This is a genomic window from Ottowia sp. (assembly GCF_035325765.1).
GTDB lineage: Bacteria > Pseudomonadota > Gammaproteobacteria > Burkholderiales > Burkholderiaceae_C > Ottowia.
In genome coordinates this window covers 1-18,119 of the sequence record NZ_DAOKZG010000031.1, presented here as the reverse complement: position 1 = coordinate 18,119, position 18,119 = coordinate 1, and the positions used below count along the sequence as shown (strand labels likewise).

The 18,119-nt window shown below is 70.2% G+C and carries 16 protein-coding genes; 10 read left to right on the top strand and 6 right to left on the bottom strand.

Annotation, left to right across the window (positions count from 1 at the left end; translation table 11 throughout):
- Position 1: 1 nt before the first annotated feature.
- A complete protein-coding gene (gene gloB, locus PKA16_RS10770) occupies positions 2–769 on the bottom strand; it encodes a hydroxyacylglutathione hydrolase (protein WP_324403139.1) in 768 nt (255 codons plus the stop codon).
- Between the two features lie 33 nt (positions 770–802).
- Here gloB and PKA16_RS10765 point away from each other — a divergent pair, with 33 nt between their 5' ends.
- From PKA16_RS10765 to PKA16_RS10750, 4 genes are all read left to right on the top strand, one after another.
- The gene (locus PKA16_RS10765) at positions 803–1,591 is read left to right on the top strand and encodes a methyltransferase domain-containing protein (RefSeq protein ID WP_324403137.1); all 789 of its coding nucleotides are present in this window, start codon (positions 803–805) and stop codon (positions 1,589–1,591) included.
- Positions 1,578–2,012: a ribonuclease HI gene (gene rnhA, locus PKA16_RS10760; protein WP_324403135.1), complete on the top strand. Its 435-nt coding sequence runs from the start codon at positions 1,578–1,580 to the stop codon at positions 2,010–2,012. The genes PKA16_RS10765 and rnhA overlap by 14 nt, the downstream gene beginning before the upstream one ends.
- Positions 2,013–2,462: 450 nt before the next feature.
- Positions 2,463–3,710: an efflux RND transporter periplasmic adaptor subunit gene (locus tag PKA16_RS10755; RefSeq protein WP_324403132.1), complete on the top strand. Its 1,248-nt coding sequence runs from the start codon at positions 2,463–2,465 to the stop codon at positions 3,708–3,710.
- 86 nt (positions 3,711–3,796) lie between these two features.
- Positions 3,797–6,883, top strand: a complete 3,087-nt coding sequence (locus PKA16_RS10750) for an efflux RND transporter permease subunit (RefSeq protein WP_324403130.1) — start codon at positions 3,797–3,799, stop codon at positions 6,881–6,883.
- A 23-nt stretch (positions 6,884–6,906) separates the two neighbouring features.
- On the opposite strand, the gene PKA16_RS10745 is transcribed toward PKA16_RS10750, so the two are convergent.
- A complete protein-coding gene (locus PKA16_RS10745; RefSeq protein WP_324403128.1) occupies positions 6,907–8,232 on the bottom strand; it encodes a lipase family protein in 1,326 nt (441 codons plus the stop codon).
- A gap of 304 nt (positions 8,233–8,536) precedes the next feature.
- Here PKA16_RS10745 and PKA16_RS10740 point away from each other — a divergent pair, with 304 nt between their 5' ends.
- Together PKA16_RS10740 and PKA16_RS10735 are read left to right on the top strand one after the other, a co-directional pair.
- Positions 8,537–10,129: a cytochrome D1 domain-containing protein gene (locus PKA16_RS10740; RefSeq protein WP_324403126.1), complete on the top strand. Its 1,593-nt coding sequence runs from the start codon at positions 8,537–8,539 to the stop codon at positions 10,127–10,129.
- 95 nt (positions 10,130–10,224) lie between these two features.
- A complete protein-coding gene (locus tag PKA16_RS10735; protein WP_324403125.1) occupies positions 10,225–10,656 on the top strand; it encodes a hypothetical protein in 432 nt (143 codons plus the stop codon).
- Between the two features lie 340 nt (positions 10,657–10,996).
- Here the strand turns inward: PKA16_RS10735 and PKA16_RS10730 are convergent, their stop codons facing one another.
- The gene (locus PKA16_RS10730) at positions 10,997–11,329 is read right to left on the bottom strand and encodes a thioredoxin family protein (protein ID WP_324403122.1); all 333 of its coding nucleotides are present in this window, start codon (positions 11,327–11,329) and stop codon (positions 10,997–10,999) included.
- 144 nt (positions 11,330–11,473) lie between these two features.
- Here PKA16_RS10730 and PKA16_RS10725 point away from each other — a divergent pair, with 144 nt between their 5' ends.
- Both PKA16_RS10725 and PKA16_RS10720 read left to right on the top strand, forming a co-directional pair.
- Positions 11,474–11,902, top strand: a complete 429-nt coding sequence (locus tag PKA16_RS10725; RefSeq protein ID WP_324403120.1) for a group III truncated hemoglobin — start codon at positions 11,474–11,476, stop codon at positions 11,900–11,902.
- Between the two features lie 226 nt (positions 11,903–12,128).
- Positions 12,129–12,950, top strand: coding sequence for a universal stress protein (locus PKA16_RS10720; RefSeq protein ID WP_324403118.1), 822 nt, complete (start codon positions 12,129–12,131; stop codon positions 12,948–12,950).
- Positions 12,951–13,325: 375 nt separating this feature from the next.
- On the opposite strand, the gene PKA16_RS10715 is transcribed toward PKA16_RS10720, so the two are convergent.
- From PKA16_RS10715 to PKA16_RS10705, 3 genes are all read right to left on the bottom strand, one after another.
- On the bottom strand, positions 13,326–13,847 hold the full coding sequence (locus PKA16_RS10715) for an N-acetyltransferase (RefSeq protein ID WP_324403116.1): 522 nt from the start codon (positions 13,845–13,847) through the stop codon (positions 13,326–13,328).
- Positions 13,848–13,863: 16 nt separating this feature from the next.
- Positions 13,864–14,514, bottom strand: a complete 651-nt coding sequence (gene mobA, locus PKA16_RS10710; RefSeq protein WP_324403114.1) for a molybdenum cofactor guanylyltransferase MobA — start codon at positions 14,512–14,514, stop codon at positions 13,864–13,866.
- A 362-nt stretch (positions 14,515–14,876) separates the two neighbouring features.
- A complete protein-coding gene (locus tag PKA16_RS10705; RefSeq protein ID WP_324403112.1) occupies positions 14,877–15,041 on the bottom strand; it encodes a hypothetical protein in 165 nt (54 codons plus the stop codon).
- A 495-nt stretch (positions 15,042–15,536) separates the two neighbouring features.
- Here PKA16_RS10705 and PKA16_RS10700 point away from each other — a divergent pair, with 495 nt between their 5' ends.
- Both PKA16_RS10700 and PKA16_RS10695 read left to right on the top strand, forming a co-directional pair.
- Positions 15,537–16,187, top strand: a complete 651-nt coding sequence (locus PKA16_RS10700; RefSeq protein ID WP_324403110.1) for a response regulator transcription factor — start codon at positions 15,537–15,539, stop codon at positions 16,185–16,187.
- A 39-nt stretch (positions 16,188–16,226) separates the two neighbouring features.
- Entirely contained in the window at positions 16,227–18,050 is a 1,824-nt protein-coding gene (locus tag PKA16_RS10695; protein WP_324403107.1) for a hybrid sensor histidine kinase/response regulator, read from the top strand.
- Positions 18,051–18,119: the final 69 nt, after the last annotated feature.

The window sequence follows — 18,119 nt, the reverse complement described above, 5'->3', positions numbered from 1 at the left end:
GTCAGAAGTGGTTCTTCCATTCGCGCAGCGCGGCAAACACCGCCACCTCGTCCCGCGCCTGCGGCGCCTGCGCCTGCACGGCGCGCACCACGGCGGGCTCGCGGCTGCGCAGGAACGGATTGATGGCGCGCTCGACGGCGATCGTGCTGGGCAGCGTCGGCCGGCCCTGTGCACGCAGGGCTTCGCAGCGGCGCGTGTGGTCGGCGAGGGCGGCGTTGTCCGGTTCCACGGCGGCGGCAAAGCGCAGGTTGGACAGCGTGTACTCGTGCGCGCAGCAGACGCGGGTCGCTGGCGGCAGGGCAGCCAGCCGGTCGAGCGAGGCCAGCATCTGCGCCGGCGTGCCCTCGAAGATGCGGCCGCAACCGCCGGAGAACAGCGTGTCGCCGCAGAACAGCAGCGGCGCGCCATCGACGTCGGGCGCGTAGTAGGCGATGTGGCCGGCGGTGTGGCCGGGCACGTCGAGCACCTGCCAGTCGATGCCCAGCACGGTGACCGAGTCACCGTCCCGGAGCGCCTCGAAGGGCCCCGGGATGCGTTCGCGCGCCGGTCCATGGACGCGCGCGCCGGTGGTGGCACGCAGGCGTTCCACGCCGCCCGTGTGGTCGCCATGGTGGTGCGTGACTAGAATGCCGCGCAGCTTCACGCCCAGGCGGTCGAGCGCCGATTGAACCGGTGCCGCGTCGCCCGGGTCGACCACCAGGGCGTCGTGCCCGTCGTGCAACAGCCACAGGTAGTTGTCGTTGAAGGCGGGCAGGGCAATCAGTTCCATCACCCCTGAATTCTATTCACAGCGTTCCGAGCGATGAGCGGTTTGCACGACTGGTTCCAGACGCCACCCGGCCAGGTGGCGCTGGCGTGGGAGCGCCAGCAGCTCGATGCGGCGCTGGCGGATGTGTTCGGCTACCATGCCCTGCAGCTCGGCCTGGCCGAACTGGATGCGCTGGCGGCCAACCGCATGCCGCACCGCTGGCTGGCGCGCCTGGGGCCACCAGTGCCGGACCTCGACGTGCCCCGTACCGCGCTGGTGACCGAGAGCACGGCCCTGCCGTTCCCCGAGGCCAGCCTGGATCTGGTCGTGCTGGCGCACACGCTGGAGTTCAGTGCCGACCCGCATGCCTGCCTGCGCGAGGTGCAGCGGGTGCTGGTGCACGAGGGCCGGGTGGCGATCACCGGCTTCAACCCGGTCAGCCTGTGGGGTGGACGCCAGCGCCGTGCGCACTGGCTGCGGCGCCTGGGCGGCACGCGGCTCTACCTGCCCGACGTCGGCGAGTTCATCACGCCCTGGCGCCTGCGCGACTGGCTGCGGCTGCTGGAGTTCGAGCTCGAGTCGAGCAGCTACGGCTGCTACCAGCCGGCGGTGCGCGGCGCGCGCGCGCTGGCGCGCTTTGGCTGGATGGAACGGCTGGGCCGGCGCTGGTGGCCGATCCTGGGCGCCACCTACTGCCTGGTGGCGGTCAAGCGCGCGCGCGGCATGCGGCTGATCGGCGCCAGCTGGAAGAAACCGGCCGCCACCGTGAGCGTGCCGGCCTCGCTGGCCAGCCGCGCCGTGCCGACGCCGACATCGACGGAACGCCATCTTGAACCACGTTGAGATCTACACCGACGGCGCCTGCAAGGGCAATCCGGGCCCGGGCGGCTGGGGCGCGCTGCTGCGTTCGCCCGGCCACGAAAAGGAGTTGTGCGGCGGCGAACGGCTGACCACCAACAACCGCATGGAGCTGACCGCGGTGATCGAGGCATTGGCCGCGCTCAAGCGGCCCTGCGAGGTGGATCTCTACCTCGACAGCCAGTACGTGCGCCAGGGCATCACCGCCTGGATCGCGAACTGGAAGGCGCGCGGCTGGCGCACCGCGGGCGGCCAGCCGGTGAAGAACGTTGATCTCTGGCAACGGCTGGATGAACTGGTGCACCAGTCCGGCCACCGCATCCGCTGGCACTGGGTGCGTGGCCACACCGGCCATCCCGGCAACGAGCGCGCCGATGCGCTGGCCAACCAGGGCGTGCCACGCTGAGGCAGCGCGGGCGAGGCCCGCTTCGGGCAACGCTGAACCGGTCCCGCGCGCCGCGCCTCCCTGCCCGGTGCGGTCTGCGGCGTTGCAAACGCTCGCCAGTCCAGTCCCGCGCCGGGGCTGGGCCTGGACTCGCGGAGCGCAACTCGGCCAGAGGCTGCTCTTCCCGTGTGGCCCAGTGGCATGCAGGGGCCGCTGGAGCCGCTGGAGCCGCGACACTCAGCCCTGAGACCGGGCCGATCGTGCCAGCGCTTTCGGCCAGCCGGATCCATCCAGGCTCACGGAATGCCCTGCATTATTTTGTAAAGCTGGAGTGAAGTTGGCCGATTCGCGCGGGCCTGGACGCGCAATCGCCGCGCGAGGGGCTAAATTACAGGGTTTGCTCACGTCAGCTTACAAGTCCCGTGCCTTGCCTCCTGCCACCCGTTTTCAGCCCCCCGCTGCCCCTTGAGCATGGGTAGGCGACCGCTGGTTTCCGTCGTCGCCCTCGCGGCGCTGGTGCTGCTGGCCATGGCGGCCTGGTGGTGGCAGCGCAGCGGCGCACCCGCACCGGGCCGCAAGGTGGCGGCGCCGGCTGCGGGCGTCGGTGGCGTGGCCGTTCCGGTGGTGGAGGTCGCCCCGGCACGGGCGATGACACTGACCGACGCCGCCAGCGCCGTCGGCAGCCTCCAGTCGCGCCAGGGCGTGGTGCTCCGGCCGGAGGTGGCCGGACGCATCACCCAGCTCAACTTCCGGGATGGCCAGCGCGTGCGTCGCGGCCAGCTGCTGGTGCAGCTCGACGACCGGCTGGCGCTGGCGCAGGTGCAGCAGAACCGGGCCGAGCTCGGCATTGCCGAATCCAACCACCGGCGCAATGTCGAGCTGGCGGGCCAGGGGTTCATCAGCGCGCGCGCCGTGGACGAAAGCCAGGCGGCGCTGGCGGTGGCGCGCGCCAAGCTGGAGCTGGCCCAGGCCAGCGCCGCGCGCCTGAAGATCCTGGCGCCGTTCGCCGGCGTGGCGGGCATCCGCAACGTGCATGTGGGCGACGTGCTGCAGGCGGGTGCCGAGATCGTGCATCTGGAAGACCTGGATGCCATGCTGCTGGACTTCCGCCTGCCCGAGCGCTATCAGGGCCGGGTGCAGCGCGGCCAGATCAGCCACGTCACGCTGGACGCATTGCCGGGGCATGTGTTCGAGGCCGTGATCGACGCCATCGACCCGCTGATCGACGCGCAGGGCCGCAGCATCGCGGTGCGCGCCTGCCTGGACAACCGCGAGGGGTTACTGCGTCCTGGCATGTTCGCGCGCGTCGAGGCGAGCTTCGGCGAGCGTGCCGACGCCGTGATGGTGCCCGAGGAAGCAGTGCTGTCGCAAGGGGGCAACCTCCATGTCTATCGGCTGCAGGGAACGCCGGCGCCGGGGGACGAAGCCGAGGTGACGCGCATCGACGTCAGCCTGGGCGCGCGCCTGGCCGGCTGGGTCGAGGTGGTGCGCGGCGTCGCCGCCACCGATCGCGTCGTCAGCGCCGGTCAGCAGCGCCTGACGACGCCGACTGCGCGCGTGCGCCTGAGCACCACGCCGGCGATCGCCACGGACGTCGCGCCCGACGCGCGCACGCCTGCCGAGGTGCCCGCGGCGCGCGACGCAACGGCCGTATCGACCCGGCAGTGGCACCGCGTGCCGGCCGGGGCCAACCCCTGCGCGGCGCCGGGCCGGACGTGAGGGGCGGGATCGTGTTGCGCAAGACGCCGGGCCCGGGCGCGCGGGCCATCGTGTTGCGCTGAACGGAACCCGCGACGAGAGACGCCATGCAGCTGTCCGAGATCTCGATCCGCCGCCCGGTGCTGGCCACCGTGCTGTCGTTGCTGATCGTGCTCATCGGCGCGGTCAGCTACACGCGCCTGTCGGTGCGCGAATACCCGAAGATCGACGAGCCGGTGGTCACGGTGAGCGTGCGCTATGCCGGCGCCTCGGCCGAGGTGATCGAGTCGCAGGTGACCAAGCCGCTGGAGGACTCGATCGCCGGCATCGACGCGGTCGACGTGCTGACCTCCATCAGCCGCCCCGAGCAGGCGCAGATCAGCGTGCGCTTCCGGCTCGAGAAGGACGCCGACACGGCGGCGGCCGAGGTGCGCGACCGCGTCTCGCGCGTGCGCAACAAGCTGCCGCAGCAGATCGACGAGCCGGTCATTGCCAAGGTCGAGGCGGACGCCTTCCCGGTGATCTGGCTCTCGTTCTCCAGCGACACGCGTTCGCGCCTGGAGATCAACGACCTGGTCAACCGCATCGCCAAGGCGCGCCTGCAGACCGTCAGCGGCGTGGCCGACGTGCGCATCTTCGGCGAGCGCAAGTACGCCATGCGCGTCTGGCTCGACGCCGAGCGCATGGCCGCCTACGGCCTGACCACGCAGGACGTGGAGGACGCCGTGCGGCGCAACAACCTGGAACTGCCGGCCGGGCGCATCGAGTCGCGGCAACGCGAGTTCTCCGTCACCTCGCAGACCGACCTGGTGACGCCGGAGCAGTTCGCCGCGGTGGTGGTGCGCACCGTGAAGGGCTTCCCGGTGCGCCTGGCGGACGTGGCGCGCATCGAGGAAGGACCGGCCGACGAGCGCAGCGCGGTGCGCCTGAATGGCCAGCCTTCGATCTCGGCCGGGGTGATCCGCCAGGCCACGGCCAACCCGCTGGAGCTGGCCAAGGGCGTGCGCGAAATGCTGCCGCGCCTGGCCGAGGACCTGCCCGGCGACGTGCGCATCGACATCGCCAACGACAATTCGGTGTTCATCGACCGCGCGGTGAAAAGCGTCTACACGACGATCGGCGAGGCGATCGTGCTGGTGGCGCTGGTGATCTTCGTGTTCCTGCGCACGCTGCGCGCCTCGGTCATCCCGATCGTCACCATCCCGGTGGCGCTGGTCGGCTCCTTCGGCCTGATGTCGCTGGCGGGCTTCTCGATCAACACGCTGACCCTGCTGGCCCTGGTGCTGGCGATCGGCCTGGTGGTCGACGACGCCATCGTCATGCTGGAGAACATCTACCGCCACATCGAGGAGGGCATGGCGCCGTTTGCCGCCGCCATCCATGGCGCGCGCGAAATCAGCTTCGCCATCATCGCCATGACGCTGACGCTGGCGGCGGTCTACGCGCCGCTGGCCTTCACCCCGGGGCGCACTGGCCGGCTGTTCGTCGAGTTTGCGCTGGCGCTGGCCGGCGCCGTGGTGGTGTCGGGCTTCGTGGCGCTCACGCTGACGCCGATGCTGTGCTCCAAGCTGCTGCGCCACAACCCCAGCCCAAGCCTGTTCGACCGCAGCATGGAGCGCGCGCTCACCGCGCTGGCGCGTGGCTACGGTCGCCTGCTGGCGCGCGTGCTGGATGGCTGGCGCTGGCTGGTGCTGCTGGGCATGGTGGCCTGCGCCGTGGGCATCGCCTGGCTCTATCCCAACATGCGCCAGGAGCTGTCGCCGCTGGAAGACCGGGGCGTGATCCTGGCCAACATCAACGCGCCGGATGGCTCGACGCTCGACTACACCGACCGCTATGCGCGCCAGATCGAGGCCATCGGCCAGCAGTACCCCGAGTTCGACCGCATCTTCGCCAGCGTCGGCAACCCCTCGGTGTCGCAGGGCAGCGTGGTCTACCGCGCGGTCGACTGGAGCGAGCGCCAGCGCTCTACGCTGCAGATCGCGCGCGAGCTGCAGCCCCGGTTCAACCAGCTCGCCGGCGTCAACGCCTTTCCGATCACGCCGCCCTCGCTGGGCCAGGGCTTTCGCGAGCGTCCGGTCAACTTCGTGGTGCAGACCTCGGACAGCTACGACCACCTGAACCAGGCGATGGCGGCGCTGCTGGAGGAGGTGGGGAGGAACCCCGGCTTCGTCGCGCCCGACGTCGACCTGCGCCTGTCCAAGCCCGAACTGCGCATCGAGGTCGATCGTGAGCGCGCCGCCGACCTCGGCGTCAGCGTGGAGGCGGTGGCGCGTGCCATCGAGACCATGCTGGGCGGACGCCAGGTGACGCGCTACAAGCGTGACGCCGAGCAGTACGACGTGATCCTGCAGACCACCGCCAGCGGGCGCGGCACGCCGGCCGATATCGACCGCATCCAGCTGCGCGCCAGCAAGGGCGGTGTGGAAACCATGATCCCGCTGTCCAGCCTGGTGCGGGTGCACGAGAGCGTGGCGCCGCGCGAGCTCAACCACTTCGGCCAGCGCCGCTCAGCCACGCTGACCGCCAACCTGGCGGGTGAATACTCGCTCGGCGAGGCGCTGGCCTTTCTCGACCAGGCCTCGGGCCGCGTGCTGGGGGCCGGCTACACCACCGACCTGAACGGGATCTCGCGCGAATTCCGCAACTCGCAGGGGGCGCTGGTGATCGTGTTCGTGCTGGCCCTGCTGTTCATCTTCCTGGTGCTCGCGGCGCAGTTCGAGAGCTTCGTCGACCCGCTCATCATCATGTTCTCGGTGCCGCTGTCGATGATCGGCGCACTGCTGGCGCTCAGGCTCACGGGCGGCTCGCTCAACGTGTATTCGCAGATCGGCCTGATCACCCTGGTCGGCCTGGTGACCAAGCATGGCATCCTGATCGTCGAGTTCACCAACCAGCTGCGCCAGCGCGGCGAACCCATGCGCGAGGCGCTGGTGCACGCCAGCGCGCAGCGCCTGCGCCCGATCCTGATGACCACTGGCGCCATGGTGCTGGGCGCGCTGCCGCTGGCGCTGGCCAGCGGCGCGGGATCGGAGAGCCGCCAGCAGATCGGCTGGGTCATCGTCGGCGGCATGAGCCTGGGCACGCTGCTGACGGTGTTCGTGGTGCCCACCGTGTACTCGCTGCTGGCGCGTAAGGGAACGCCCGGCGCGATCACCGATCCGGTCCTGCCGCCGGCACACGCGCATTCGTGAGCGCGCGCGTCGGGCCGGGTGCTTCAGCCCGCGCCGAGCGCCTTCTCGAACAGGTCGCGTGCCGCCTTCATGCAGAAGGGCGGCTCGTAGGTGCCGTGGTAGTTGCCGTAATAGGTGGCGTATTCGTCTGAGTTCGGGTCGGTGGGAGCCACCCCGCCCGGACCAAAATTGAGCTGGATGAACGGGTCGACGTCGGCGGACTCGGCGGTCACGCCGTTGGCCGCGAAATTGGCCACCATGGGATTCTGGTGGATCAGCAGCGGCACGGTCGGATCGGCCGCCCCGCCGCACAGCAGCACCGGCGCCTTGGGTTTCCAGTTGAACAGCGTGTTCTTCTGCGCCGCGACGGCGATCGGCGCGGTGTCGCTGTGCTGCAGGATCTCCAGGAAATCCGGTTGCATCAGCGCGTCGCGCGCCTGGCCTGGCGTCCCGCCGGGCAGCTTGCCGCTCGTGACGAGCGAGGTGTAGCTGGCATCCGGTGCCGGCAGCAGGTTGTCGATCCAGTCGGCAAAGGGCAGCTTGAACACTTCGTCGGCGCGGGCATAGATGTCACCGTACACCTTCTGCCAGCCCGTGATGATCATGGGCACAAAGAACTGATAGCCGGCGACGGCGACCGGGGACTTCATCGCGCCGGCCATGTTGTAGGGACCGGCCAGGTGAGCTCCCGCCACGATGTCGAACTCAGTGCCGTAGCCGGATTCGGCCGCGCGCTGCGCCGCCATGGACGAATGCCCGCCCTGCGAGTAGCCGGTCAACAGTACCTGGCCCGACAGCCTGAGGCCGACGTCGGCCGCTGCGCGGCGCGCCGCGCGCACCGAGTCGAGCACGCTGGTGGCTTCCGAGTCGGCGTGCAGATAGGGATGAAACCAATAGCTGGAGCGGGCGTAGCCCAGATAGTCGGTCGCCACGACGGCGTAGCCCTGGGCGGCGAAGAAGGCCGCCAGCAGCCCGGTTTCCGGATCCCGGGGGTCAGCCAGCGCACGCGACTTGTTGACGTCGGTGCCGCGCGCATAGGCCACCAGTGGCGCGGCTCGGGTGGCGCAGCCGCTGCCCGGAGCGCCGCCGGTGGGCACCAGCAGCACGCCCGAGGCATTGGTGCGCTCGGTGCGCGCGCCGAGTGTCGCGTAGTTCAGTTCGATCACCTTGACGTCGCACAAGGCGGGTCCGGTCAGCTGTTGCAGGCCGTGTTCGGCCGTGAGCGCGTCGATCTGGGCGGCCGGGATCGGGAGTCCGACCGGTGCGGGTGGATCGAGCAGGGCACCGCGCTCGGGGTGGTCGTTGGAGCCGCCGCAGGCGACCAGCAGGGCGGTGGTCGCGACAAGCACGATCAAGCGTGGCGGTGTCATGGATACCGTCTCCTGCTGAGTGTGGACAGCTCCCTGAACTCGGCGATCGTGCGGTTCGAGGGCCCGCATCGCCATAGGGGGTTTTCACCAGGGCAAGGCGATGGCAGCGCTGCGCCAGACACTGCGGCACGATCACTGGCTGTCCCATGGGATGATTGAAGTACCGCACGAACGCACTCGACTATTGACCGTTGACGGGCAGCCTTGTCGCATAATTTTTGCAGGGAGCATTCGGGGTGTTCGCGCCGCCCGGGAAGCATGACGATGACGGGGCACGCCCTTGCCGCTGGTGGAGGTACGGACCATGGGACTGCGTGACATGATGGCGCTCGTGGTGCTGATGGCGGCGCCACTGATGAGCCAGGCGCTCGACCTGGCGCGTGCCGAGCGACTGTTTGCCCAGCACTGCGCGGTCTGCCATGGCGCGGACCGCGGCGGCTACATCGGCCCGGCGCTCAATCGCGACGAGACGACGCTGAGCCGCGGCGACATCGCCGGCAAGATCCTGAGCGGCGTCCCACCGACGCTGATGCCGCAGCATCCGAGCTGGACCACCAGCCTGTCCGAGCGCGATCGCGACCTGCTGGTCGAACTCATCGCCACCCAGCCGCGCAGCCAGCCGACCTGGGGCCTCGAGGACGTGCGCGAGTCGCTGCAGGTGCTGGTGCCCGATGTCTCCAAGCTGCCGGCCCGACCGAGCTACCGCATCGGCCACGTCGACGACCTGATGGCCGTGATGTCGCGCGGCCAGCGCGCGGCCGGCAAGGAGGCCAAGGTGCTGTTCTACGATGGCGTGAGCCATCGCAAGGTCGGTGAGGTCGCGACCGGCTTCGCGCCGCACCTGATGGACTTCCACCCGACCGAGGAGCGCTGGGCCTACGTGCGCGACGACATGGGCTGGGTGCACAAGATCGACCTCTATTCGATGCGCACCGTGCGCAAGGTGCGCGCCGGGCTCAACGGCACCTCGCTGGCGCTGTCGCGCGATGGCCGCTTCCTGGCGGCCGGCTCCTACGTGCCGGGCACCATGGTCATCATGGACGCCGACACGCTGGAGCCGCTGCACCTGATCGAGCTGTCGGGCCGGGACCCGGACGGCAAGCAGGTCAAGGGCGACGACGCCGGCATGATCACCGGCACGCCACTGGCGAACATCTTCGCCGTGGCGCTGGAGCAGGCCGGGCAGGTGTGGATCGTCGACCTGGATCGGCGCGGCATGCCGATCACGCAGATCCCGGACGTCGGCCGCCACCTGCACGACGCCTTCCTCTCGCCCGATGGCCGCCATCTCGTGGTGTCGTCCTACGAGGACCACTTGAACACCGTGATCGACCTGAAGGAGCGGCGCATCGTGCGCAAGATCCCGTCCGGCTGCAAGCCGCACCTGGGCTCGGGCGCGGTGGTGCGCTCGCAAGGCCGCCTGGTCGGCATCGGCACCAACATCGGCGAGGAGGACTGCAAGTCCTACGAAGTGACGGTATTCGACATGACGGACTTCGAGGTCGTCAAGCGCATCCCGGTGATCGGTCCGACCGAGTCGCCGGCCGCGCACCCGAACGCGCCCTATGTCATCGTCGACATCGTGGGCACCGGCCCGGACGCCAACAAGCTGCAGTTCATCGACAAGGACACGCTCGAGGTGGTGCGCACGATCGAGGTCGCCGGTACCCTGGGGCACTCGCACTTCCCGGAATACACGGCGCGTGGCGACTTCTTCTACGTCAGCGCGCGCTACCGCGGCGATCGCAGCCAGGGCGCCCCGGGCGGCCAGCTGGCGATCTTCGACTCGCACAGCCTGAAGCAGGTCAAGTCGATCCCGGTGGACGTGCCGGCCGGCGTGTTCTCGCGCGTGCGGGCGCGCACCGTGGTGGTTGGACTGCAGCCCAGCGTGCCGTAGATCGCACCGCCGGTGCCGCCGGGTCCGCGCCGCACCCAGGCGCGCACGCTGCGGCTTCGAACTGCCTATCATGGTGGGCTTGTGGGGTCGTGGCCATGACTACCGGGCAGGTTCTGGATCCAGTGGATGCGCTTTATGCGGCGCTGAAGCACCTGACCCCGCGGGTGCGGCAGGACCACCGCCTGCCGGTGCCGCCGGCGCGCTCGGTCGAGGTGTCCAGCCCCGAGTGCGGCAGCCGGCTGACGCTGGACGCGATCATCGAGCAGGGTCGGGTACGCGAACTGGGCTACCAGGTGCGCGCCTGCTCGCTCGGCCAGGCGACGACCGCCATCCTGGCGCAGCACGCGCCGGGCCTGACACGCGCCGAGTTGCAGCGCGTGCGCGGCCAGTTCGAGGCGCTGCTGCGCACTGGGGCGGGCCACTGTGACTGGCCCGAGCTGGATGTCTTCGCACCAGCCAGCGACATCCCGAACCGGCACGCCTCGGCGTTGCTGCCGTTCAAGGCGCTCGACAGGCTCTTCCAGTGACCGATGAGCCATGGAACCGGAATGCGGCAGCCGGATGCGGCCGCAGGTGCCGTCCTCGGTGTGTCCGACGGGGCGCGAGGCGGCTGGCGATGTCGCGCCCCAGGCAACACCGCATGACGCAGCGCGGCTGATGCTGCCGGGCGCATTCTGCGCTGACTCCGCGAGTGAGCCCGATTGAAGGGGTCGGCGTCCTGCGCTCGCGGGCCTCGAGGCGGCTGCAGGCGGTCAACTGCTGGATTCAGGTTGAAGCGCCGCGAAGTCATCGATCGCTCGTGGTGCGAACGCGCGTGCGCATGGGCCGCAACCGCGGCGGGGTGGCGACAGCCGCGCCGCCGGCTGTTCAGGGGCTCGTCAGTTGCTGCAGCGCCTGCACGATCGACTCGGCATCGCCGGGTCGCACCAGGCGCGCCACTTCCTGGCCCTCCTGCAGGAACACCAGGGTCGGCCAGAGCTTGACCTTGAAGCTGCGGCCGAGCGGCCGGCCCGGCCCGTCCTCGACCTTGACGTGGCGCACGCCGGCACCGGTCTGGTCGAAGGCCGCCGCGATCAGCGGTTGCGCGCCGCGGCACCAGCCGCACCAGTTGGTACCGAACTCCAGCACCAGGGGCCCGACGCTGGCGTCGACTTCGGCGCGGGTCAGGGTTTCGGGGACGAAGCTTGCGGTGTAGGTCATGGTGCGGGCAGGGATGCAGGGCGGTCGACATGCAGCGGCGCGATCGCGCGGCACCGCCGGCCTTGCCCATCCGCGACGTGCGGACAAGCAGCTGACCCGCGGCGCACGGCGCTGCATGCGTTATGTTAGAGGCTCATGAGAGCCATGGCTGACGACGTGCAAAAACCCGACCGCGCGGCGATCGAGCGGCTGGTTGCGCGCTTCTACGCCGACGTGCGTGCCGATGCCTTGCTCGGCCCGGTGTTCGAGCCGTTGCTGCACGGGCGCTGGGACGCTCACTTGGCACGGATGGCGGATTTCTGGTGCACGGCGCTGAAGATCGAACGCGGCTTTCGTGGCGACGTGCACCACAAGCACATGGCGCTCGCAGGCATCACGCCGGCGCACCTGGGACGCTGGCTGCAGTTGTGGCAGGCCGACACCGGTGCCCTGATGGCACCCGCGGTGGCGGTGCGCCTGCAGGACGTGGCGGCGGGCATCGCGCGTGTCATGCACCTGGGCTGGTTTGGAGCCTTGCCGACGCGCGAACAACTGCTGGCGCTGGCTGGGCGGCCGCAAGCGCTGTCGACCTGAAAGGGCGAGCGTCTTTTCGATCGTGACGGCCCGCCCGCGGAGAGCCTCTCGCCCGTGGTTGCAGGTATCTGCCCTGGTCCGCGTCATGGCCGTGCCCTGGTGGCAGATCCCTGCAACGTCCTGCCGGACGGGCGGCACCGGTGGCTGCTTGATCCAGCGCATTTCCGCTCGCCAGACTCTGCCCTAAACTCGGGCGGGTTGCCTATTCCGTTCTGGAGGTGTGGTTATGTACGACCGAATCCTGGTCCCGCTCGATGGTTCGCGCTTTTCCGAGGAAGTGATTCCCTATGCCGCTGCGCTGGCGGGCGCGCAAGGTGCGACGCTGGCCTTGATGCGCGTCGCCATCGACGCCGGCAGCGAAGGCGAAGACCGGCGCTACGTCGAGAAGCTGGCTGCCACGTACGGCGCCCAGGCCGTCTGCGTGCCCGCCCAGGCCGGCGTGGCCGAGATGGTGCTGGCAGAGGCTGGCAACACGCCCGCGACCCTGGTGGCGATCACCTCGCGCGGGCGTTCCGGCGTGCTGGAGGCGCTGCTGGGCAGCGTGGCGCAGCAGCTGGTGCGCGGCGCTTCCGGGCCGGTGCTGGTCTACCACCCGACCGGCACCGACCGCAGCCCGACCGCTCCGGTCAAGGTGCGCCGGGTGGTGCTTCCGCTCGATGGCAGCGAATTCTCGGAGGCCATGGGGGCGGACGCGGCGCGCTTTGCGCGTTGGCTCGGGGCCGAGCTGGAGGTGGTGCGCGTGATCGACGCCGACGTGGGCGCGATCCCCGGTCTGGCCGCCGGCAGCGGCGAGCAGGTGGCGCTGGAGTCGGGTTACGTGCGCTCCAAGGCGACCCAGTACGGCAAGGAATACGGCGTGCGCGTCAATTGGGACGTGCTGCACGGCAAGCCGGCCGAGGCCATCTCCAGCTACGTCGGCGGCCAGCGCGACACCATCCTGGCCATGCTCACGCGCCGCCAGGCACCGCTGGAGGCGGCCTTCCTGGGCAGCGTCACCGCCGGCTGCCTGCGCAAGGCCGGCGTGCCGATCCTGATGCGCCTGCCCTGACGGCCGGCTCGCGCCGGGCCCGGCGTCAGTGCGCCGTGGGGCAGTGCGTCAACAGCGATGCATGAAACGACTCAGCTCCAATGCGTGCGGAGCCGGTCAAGCGGGAGACCCGTGGCCGGGGTCTCCCTGGCTGCCGGCCCAGCAAACCGGGGCCTCGTGCGTCCCCCTTGGGGGAAGGAGCGCAGCGACATAGGGGGGTGTCCACTTCGGTTGCTCCACCGCGCTTCGCGCCACCCGCGCGTCGCATGAAACGCCACGGCTCCGAGGGTCGCGGAGCAGGCCAGGCGGGGGCACCCGTGGCCGGGGTCCCCCTGGGCAATGGGTGCGTCCCCCTTGCAGGGGGATGGAGCGCAGCGACATAGGAAGTGTTTCATCCTAGAGCTTGCGCACCATGAGCGCCGTGTCATGGTAGACGCCGTCGACCTGGATCGCGCGCGGGTGCAGGCCGTAGCGTTCGAAGCCCGCGTGCTCGTACAGGCGCACCGCGTGCGCATTGCTGGCGGTGACTTGCAGCACCACCTGTTCCAGTCCCGGCAACTGCCGTACCAGGCGGTCGAATTCCCCCAGCAGCGCCTTGCCGATGCCCTTGCTGCGCGAGCCGGGTGCGATGATCATGCCCACCAGGGCGGCCTCGTGGCGGCGCTTGAGCGCCGATTCGCGTTCGCACACGACGGCCCCCAGCATGTTGCCGGCGCCGTCGAAGGCGCCCAGGATGAAGTGGTCGGCCGGCGGCTGGCCGAGCTTGGTGGCGTAACTGGCGGCGGGCAGCGCCGAGCCGGCGTTGAAGTCGGTGGTGAAGGATTCGGGGTCGTGCATCAGGCCGACGTCGCGCAGGGCCTTGTAGGCCGGCAGGTCGGAGTCGGTCAGCAGGCGGATGGCGAGGTCGGAGGCTGGCATGTCGGGGCTCCTTCGGTCAGGGGGTTTGTTCCAGGGTACGCAGTTCCTCGAGTGTATTGGCGTTGGCAAAGGCGTTCGGATCATCGCCGGCGCGATCGAACGGCACGAGCACGCGCCGGTGCCCTTCGGTCCAGGCGTCGACGCGGCGCCCGCCGCCTGCGACGAAGCGTTCCAGACTGGCACGCAGTCCCGTGCTCAGCAGGCAGAAGGCCGGCTGGCGCCGCAGCAACGGGGCGCCCCGAGCGTCCCGGTCGGGGGATGCCGCCATGGCGATCTCTGCGTCCTCGGCCTGCAGCGCCTCCAGCAGTCGCGCGGCCAGGGTGAGCGGGAAGCGCGGCACGTCACAGGCCGCCGTCAGCAGCAATGGGGTAGCGCAGTGCGCCAGCCCGGCCAGGAATCCGGCCAGCGGCCCCTGGAAGTCGGGCCAGGGATCAGGATGCACCGGCACGCCCAGGGCGGCATACGCAGCCTGGTTTCGGTTGGCGCTGATGATGATTGCCGCGGGTGGCAGGGTCTGGTTGCGCAGGCGCTGCAAGGCGTGCGCGGCCAGCGGCAGGCCCCGGAAGGCCTGCAGCCCCTTGTCGATGCCGCCCATGCGGCTGCCGCGGCCGCCGGCCAGCAGCAGGGCGGTGATGGGCGGCGTGCCGGTGTCAGGATGCATGGGCATGGGCGGAGTATGTCCGGTCTGCGCTGCCCCTGGCGCCCATGCCGTCGAACACCGGAATGAGCTCGTACGCGGGAGATTGTTGATCGCCGCCACCCGGCGTCGAGGCGGGCTGCGTCTCAGGCCCGTGCTTCCGGTCGCGCTGCCCAGAGGCGCGCAGGCGCCTTTGGAGCCGCAGCACGCACCCTTGCCTGGCACGCCGTGGGCAGCACCGACGGGTGCATTCAGCTGCCGGATTTGGGCTGGGCCTGCCGAAACGCTGCCGCACCCCTTCGCGCCCGTGACAGACCGTGACCGGGTTGGGACCGGCCCGCGGGGATGGGTTTGCCCTCGACCGGCCCGGCCAGCAAGACGATGTGCGCGGCCTACGCCATGTGGAGCAGCCAGGCACGGGCCCCCTGCATGATGGCCCGGGACAGGTCCAAGCCGGCGGTGCCCGGAATGCCGGCGCCGGAGACCCGCATGTGGCCGACGGCGATGACCAGGCAGTCCGGCAGGCGCAGCAGGGCAAGGGGCAGGGTGCGCGGCATGAGGTCGATGGCGGTGCCCTGCCCGCAGTCTCACGGCATCGATCGTCCTGGGTCCCCAGTCTGGCCAGCGCGCCTGGCCTGCGAAACGAGCACCGATCGGGCTCCACTGCACGCCGTCGTCTGACGCCTGGGGAATCCGCCCTTCGTGCTGGCCTGCATGGGCCTCGGTCCGGCGTGCCATCGCCTTGACCCGGGTGGGGCCGGGCAACAGACGGTGACAGCTTGTCATCGTGCCGACCGCGCACCGTCCTTCATGAAAAAGTCCCTGAGCGGATGTCCTGCGCGGCTCCCGGATGGCTTGCAGGCCCGACCCGAGGATTCACGCAAATGTAATTTTTATTGTGGGACGTATCATGCACGTTCGGCGATGCCGGCACCATAGGCCGAATGGCCCATGAGGGACGCGTGGGTCCTGCGCTATTTTTCGGGCGCGCAAGTCAGGGGCAACGTCATGGGCGTTCCGGTTCGCGGCGTGTTGTGGAAGAGGAGGGATGCTTGAATCCGCTGGACGGGTTTTCCGTGTTGCTGGTGGACGACCATCCGCTGTTTCGTGATGGACTGGCTGCGGCCCTGCGTCACCGGGCGCCGGGGCTGCGGGTGCAGACCGCCGCTTCGCTGGACGATGCCCTGCGAGCGCTGGGCGCCGCCGCGGACGACTTCGACCTCGTGCTGCTGGACTATCGCCTGCCGGGCACGGACGGGCTGCAGTGCGCGCGCCGGATCATGCGGGCCTGGCCGGACCTGGGCGTGGGTCTGATGTCCGGCATGGAGGATCCGGCGCTGCCGGAACGTGCGCGCCGCGCCGGGCTCGCGGCCTATCTGCCCAAGACGCTGGAGATCGAGGCGCTGATCGAGTTGCTGAAGCAGCTGGCTGCGGGCCAGCCCGTGTTCGCGAATTCCGAAAGCGCGCCGCTGCCACACGAAGAATCGGAGAGTCCGCTGAACCTGACGCCACGCCAGATCGAGGTGCTGCAGCAGCTGGCCCTGGGCAGCAGCAACAAGGAGATCGCGCGCGCCATCGGGATCTCGCCGGCCACGGTGAAGAACCACCTTGAGGCCATCTTTGCCCGGATCGGCGCCAGCAACCGGCTGCACGCGGTCGCGATCGCGCGCGCGGCCCTGGCCCTGGACGAGGACGTGCTGTAGGCCGGCACGAGGGGTTGTGTTCGTGCTTGCCATCGCCTCATGCGCCCGCACTGGCTGAAACGGCTCGACAGCCGGCTGATGTTCACCGCGACCGCCATGTCGGCGGCGGCCGGGCCCGATCCGACGCGGCGACTGCAGCTGGAGCAGCGCATGCTGAGCCTGCTCGGGCGCGGCATGCTGCAGGTCCAGTGGTCGTCGGCCTTCATCGGGCCGGCGCTGGCGCTGTGGCTTACAGCGCCGCGCATCGGCATGGCCAGGGCAGGGATCCCGGCGCTCATGCTGTGGCTGCTCAGCGTTGCCCGTGTCTGGCAGCTGCAGCAGATAGCACGCGAGCGCACCCGTGTGGACGATGCTCCGCGGCGCTGGGGCCGCCGGCTGGCCTGGCGTTCGTTCGCGGCCGGGCTGGTGATCGCGCTGTGGTGCCACTTCGTGATCGAAAGCGGCGACCAGACACTGGTGTCCAGCGTGCTGGCGCTGGTCACCATCCTGTCTGCCGGCGCAGCGGCCCAGTACGCCTGCTGGCCGCCGGTGATGTGGTCGGCGATCACGCCCATCATGCTCGGCATGGCCGTGCAGCTGGCCTGGCATGGCGGCACCGGGTCGCTGGTGCAGGCGCTGTTCGCCGCCATCTTCTGGCTCGTGGTGGGCCTGGCCGGCCTGCGCTTTGCCCGCACGCTGCACAGCGAAACCCTGATGCGCCTGGACAACGAGAACCTGATGCGCGCGCTGTCCGAGCGCCACGCACAGCTCACCGCGGCCAGCTCGGCGAAGGGTCGGTTCTTTGCCGCCGCCAGCCATGACTTGCGCCAGCCGCTGCAGGCCATGGGGCTCTACCTGAGCGTGCTCAAGCCGGGGGCGCCGATTGACGCCAGTACGCTGGAGCGGCTGCGCCAGTGCGTCGGCTCGATGGACTGGCTGCTGGAAGACCTGCTGGAGCTGTCGCGCCTGGATGAGGGCCAGCTCGTGCCGGTGCCGCGTGCGTTCGCCCTGCAGCCGCTGCTCGAGCGCATGGCGGCCCAGTACGAGGCCCAGGCGCGGCAGAAGCACCTGCAGCTGCGTGTGCATGCGACGTCGGCCTGGGTCCGCAGCGATCCACTGCTGCTGGAGCGCGCGCTGTCCAACCTGCTGGTGGATGCGATCCGTTATACCCGGCGAGGCGGGGTCCTGCTGGGCGCGCGCCGGCACGGTGACCGGGTGCGGCTGTGCGTCATCGATACCGGGATCGGCATCGCGGCGCAGGCGCAGGAGCGCATCTACGAGGAATTCGTGCAACTGGACAACCCGGACCGCGATCCCGCCGCCGGCTACGGCCTGGGCCTGCCCACGGTGCGGCGCATCGCCCGCCTGCTGGAGCATCCGTTGACCTTGACTTCGAAGGTCGGGCGCGGCAGCGTGTTCGCGCTCGAGCTGCCGCTGGCGGCGCCCGAGCTGCCCGCGGCCGAGCCCCCGGCGCCCGAGGATCCGACGCGCCTGCACGGCCGGGTGCTGGTGGTGGAGGACAACGTGCTGGTGCGCGAGGCGCTGGTGCGCATGCTGGAAGGCTGGGGCCTGGTGGTGGTGCAGGCCGCGACCGGCGACGAGGCGCTGGCCCGCATCGCCGACCCCGGAGTTGACGCCGTGCTCAGCGACTGGCGGCTGCCCGGCCCGATCGACGGCGTCGCCGTGCTCGACCATGCGCGCCGGCATCTGCCGCAGCTGCGCCTGGCGCTGCTGCTGACCGGCGAGGACAGCCAGGTGATCCGGGACGCGGGGCCGCCCTATCCGGTGCTGCGCAAGCCGGTGCGCCCGCTGCGCCTGCGCATGCAGCTGGCGCAGGCGCTGCAGTCGGCCGCTGCGGAGCTTGAATCCGAATCCGGCAGTTGACCGCTTGTGAACTTTGAACCGGTCCCCCTTTGATGGACGCCAAGAAGCCACGATGAGCGTTATCCACGG

What these genes read in the sequence shown, in the direction of transcription:
- PKA16_RS10725 (WP_324403120.1), top strand. Translation starts at nt 11,474, where the DNA reads ATGGCTGACGACGTGCAAAAACCCGACCGCGCGGCGATCGAGCGGCTG.
- PKA16_RS10705 (WP_324403112.1), bottom strand. Translation starts at nt 15,041, where the DNA reads ATGCCGCGCACCCTGCCCCTTGCCCTGCTGCGCCTGCCGGACTGCCTG.
- PKA16_RS10695 (WP_324403107.1), top strand. Translation starts at nt 16,227, where the DNA reads ATGCGCCCGCACTGGCTGAAACGGCTCGACAGCCGGCTGATGTTCACC.
- PKA16_RS10765 (WP_324403137.1), top strand. Translation starts at nt 803, where the DNA reads ATGAGCGGTTTGCACGACTGGTTCCAGACGCCACCCGGCCAGGTGGCG.
- PKA16_RS10735 (WP_324403125.1), top strand. Translation starts at nt 10,225, where the DNA reads ATGACTACCGGGCAGGTTCTGGATCCAGTGGATGCGCTTTATGCGGCG.
- PKA16_RS10720 (WP_324403118.1), top strand. Translation starts at nt 12,129, where the DNA reads ATGTACGACCGAATCCTGGTCCCGCTCGATGGTTCGCGCTTTTCCGAG.
- PKA16_RS10745 (WP_324403128.1), bottom strand. Translation starts at nt 8,232, where the DNA reads ATGACACCGCCACGCTTGATCGTGCTTGTCGCGACCACCGCCCTGCTG.
- PKA16_RS10740 (WP_324403126.1), top strand. Translation starts at nt 8,537, where the DNA reads ATGGGACTGCGTGACATGATGGCGCTCGTGGTGCTGATGGCGGCGCCA.
- PKA16_RS10750 (WP_324403130.1), top strand. Translation starts at nt 3,797, where the DNA reads ATGCAGCTGTCCGAGATCTCGATCCGCCGCCCGGTGCTGGCCACCGTG.
- PKA16_RS10755 (WP_324403132.1), top strand. Translation starts at nt 2,463, where the DNA reads ATGGGTAGGCGACCGCTGGTTTCCGTCGTCGCCCTCGCGGCGCTGGTG.
- gloB (WP_324403139.1), bottom strand. Translation starts at nt 769, where the DNA reads ATGGAACTGATTGCCCTGCCCGCCTTCAACGACAACTACCTGTGGCTG.
- PKA16_RS10715 (WP_324403116.1), bottom strand. Translation starts at nt 13,847, where the DNA reads ATGCCAGCCTCCGACCTCGCCATCCGCCTGCTGACCGACTCCGACCTG.
- mobA (WP_324403114.1), bottom strand. Translation starts at nt 14,514, where the DNA reads ATGCCCATGCATCCTGACACCGGCACGCCGCCCATCACCGCCCTGCTG.
- PKA16_RS10730 (WP_324403122.1), bottom strand. Translation starts at nt 11,329, where the DNA reads ATGACCTACACCGCAAGCTTCGTCCCCGAAACCCTGACCCGCGCCGAA.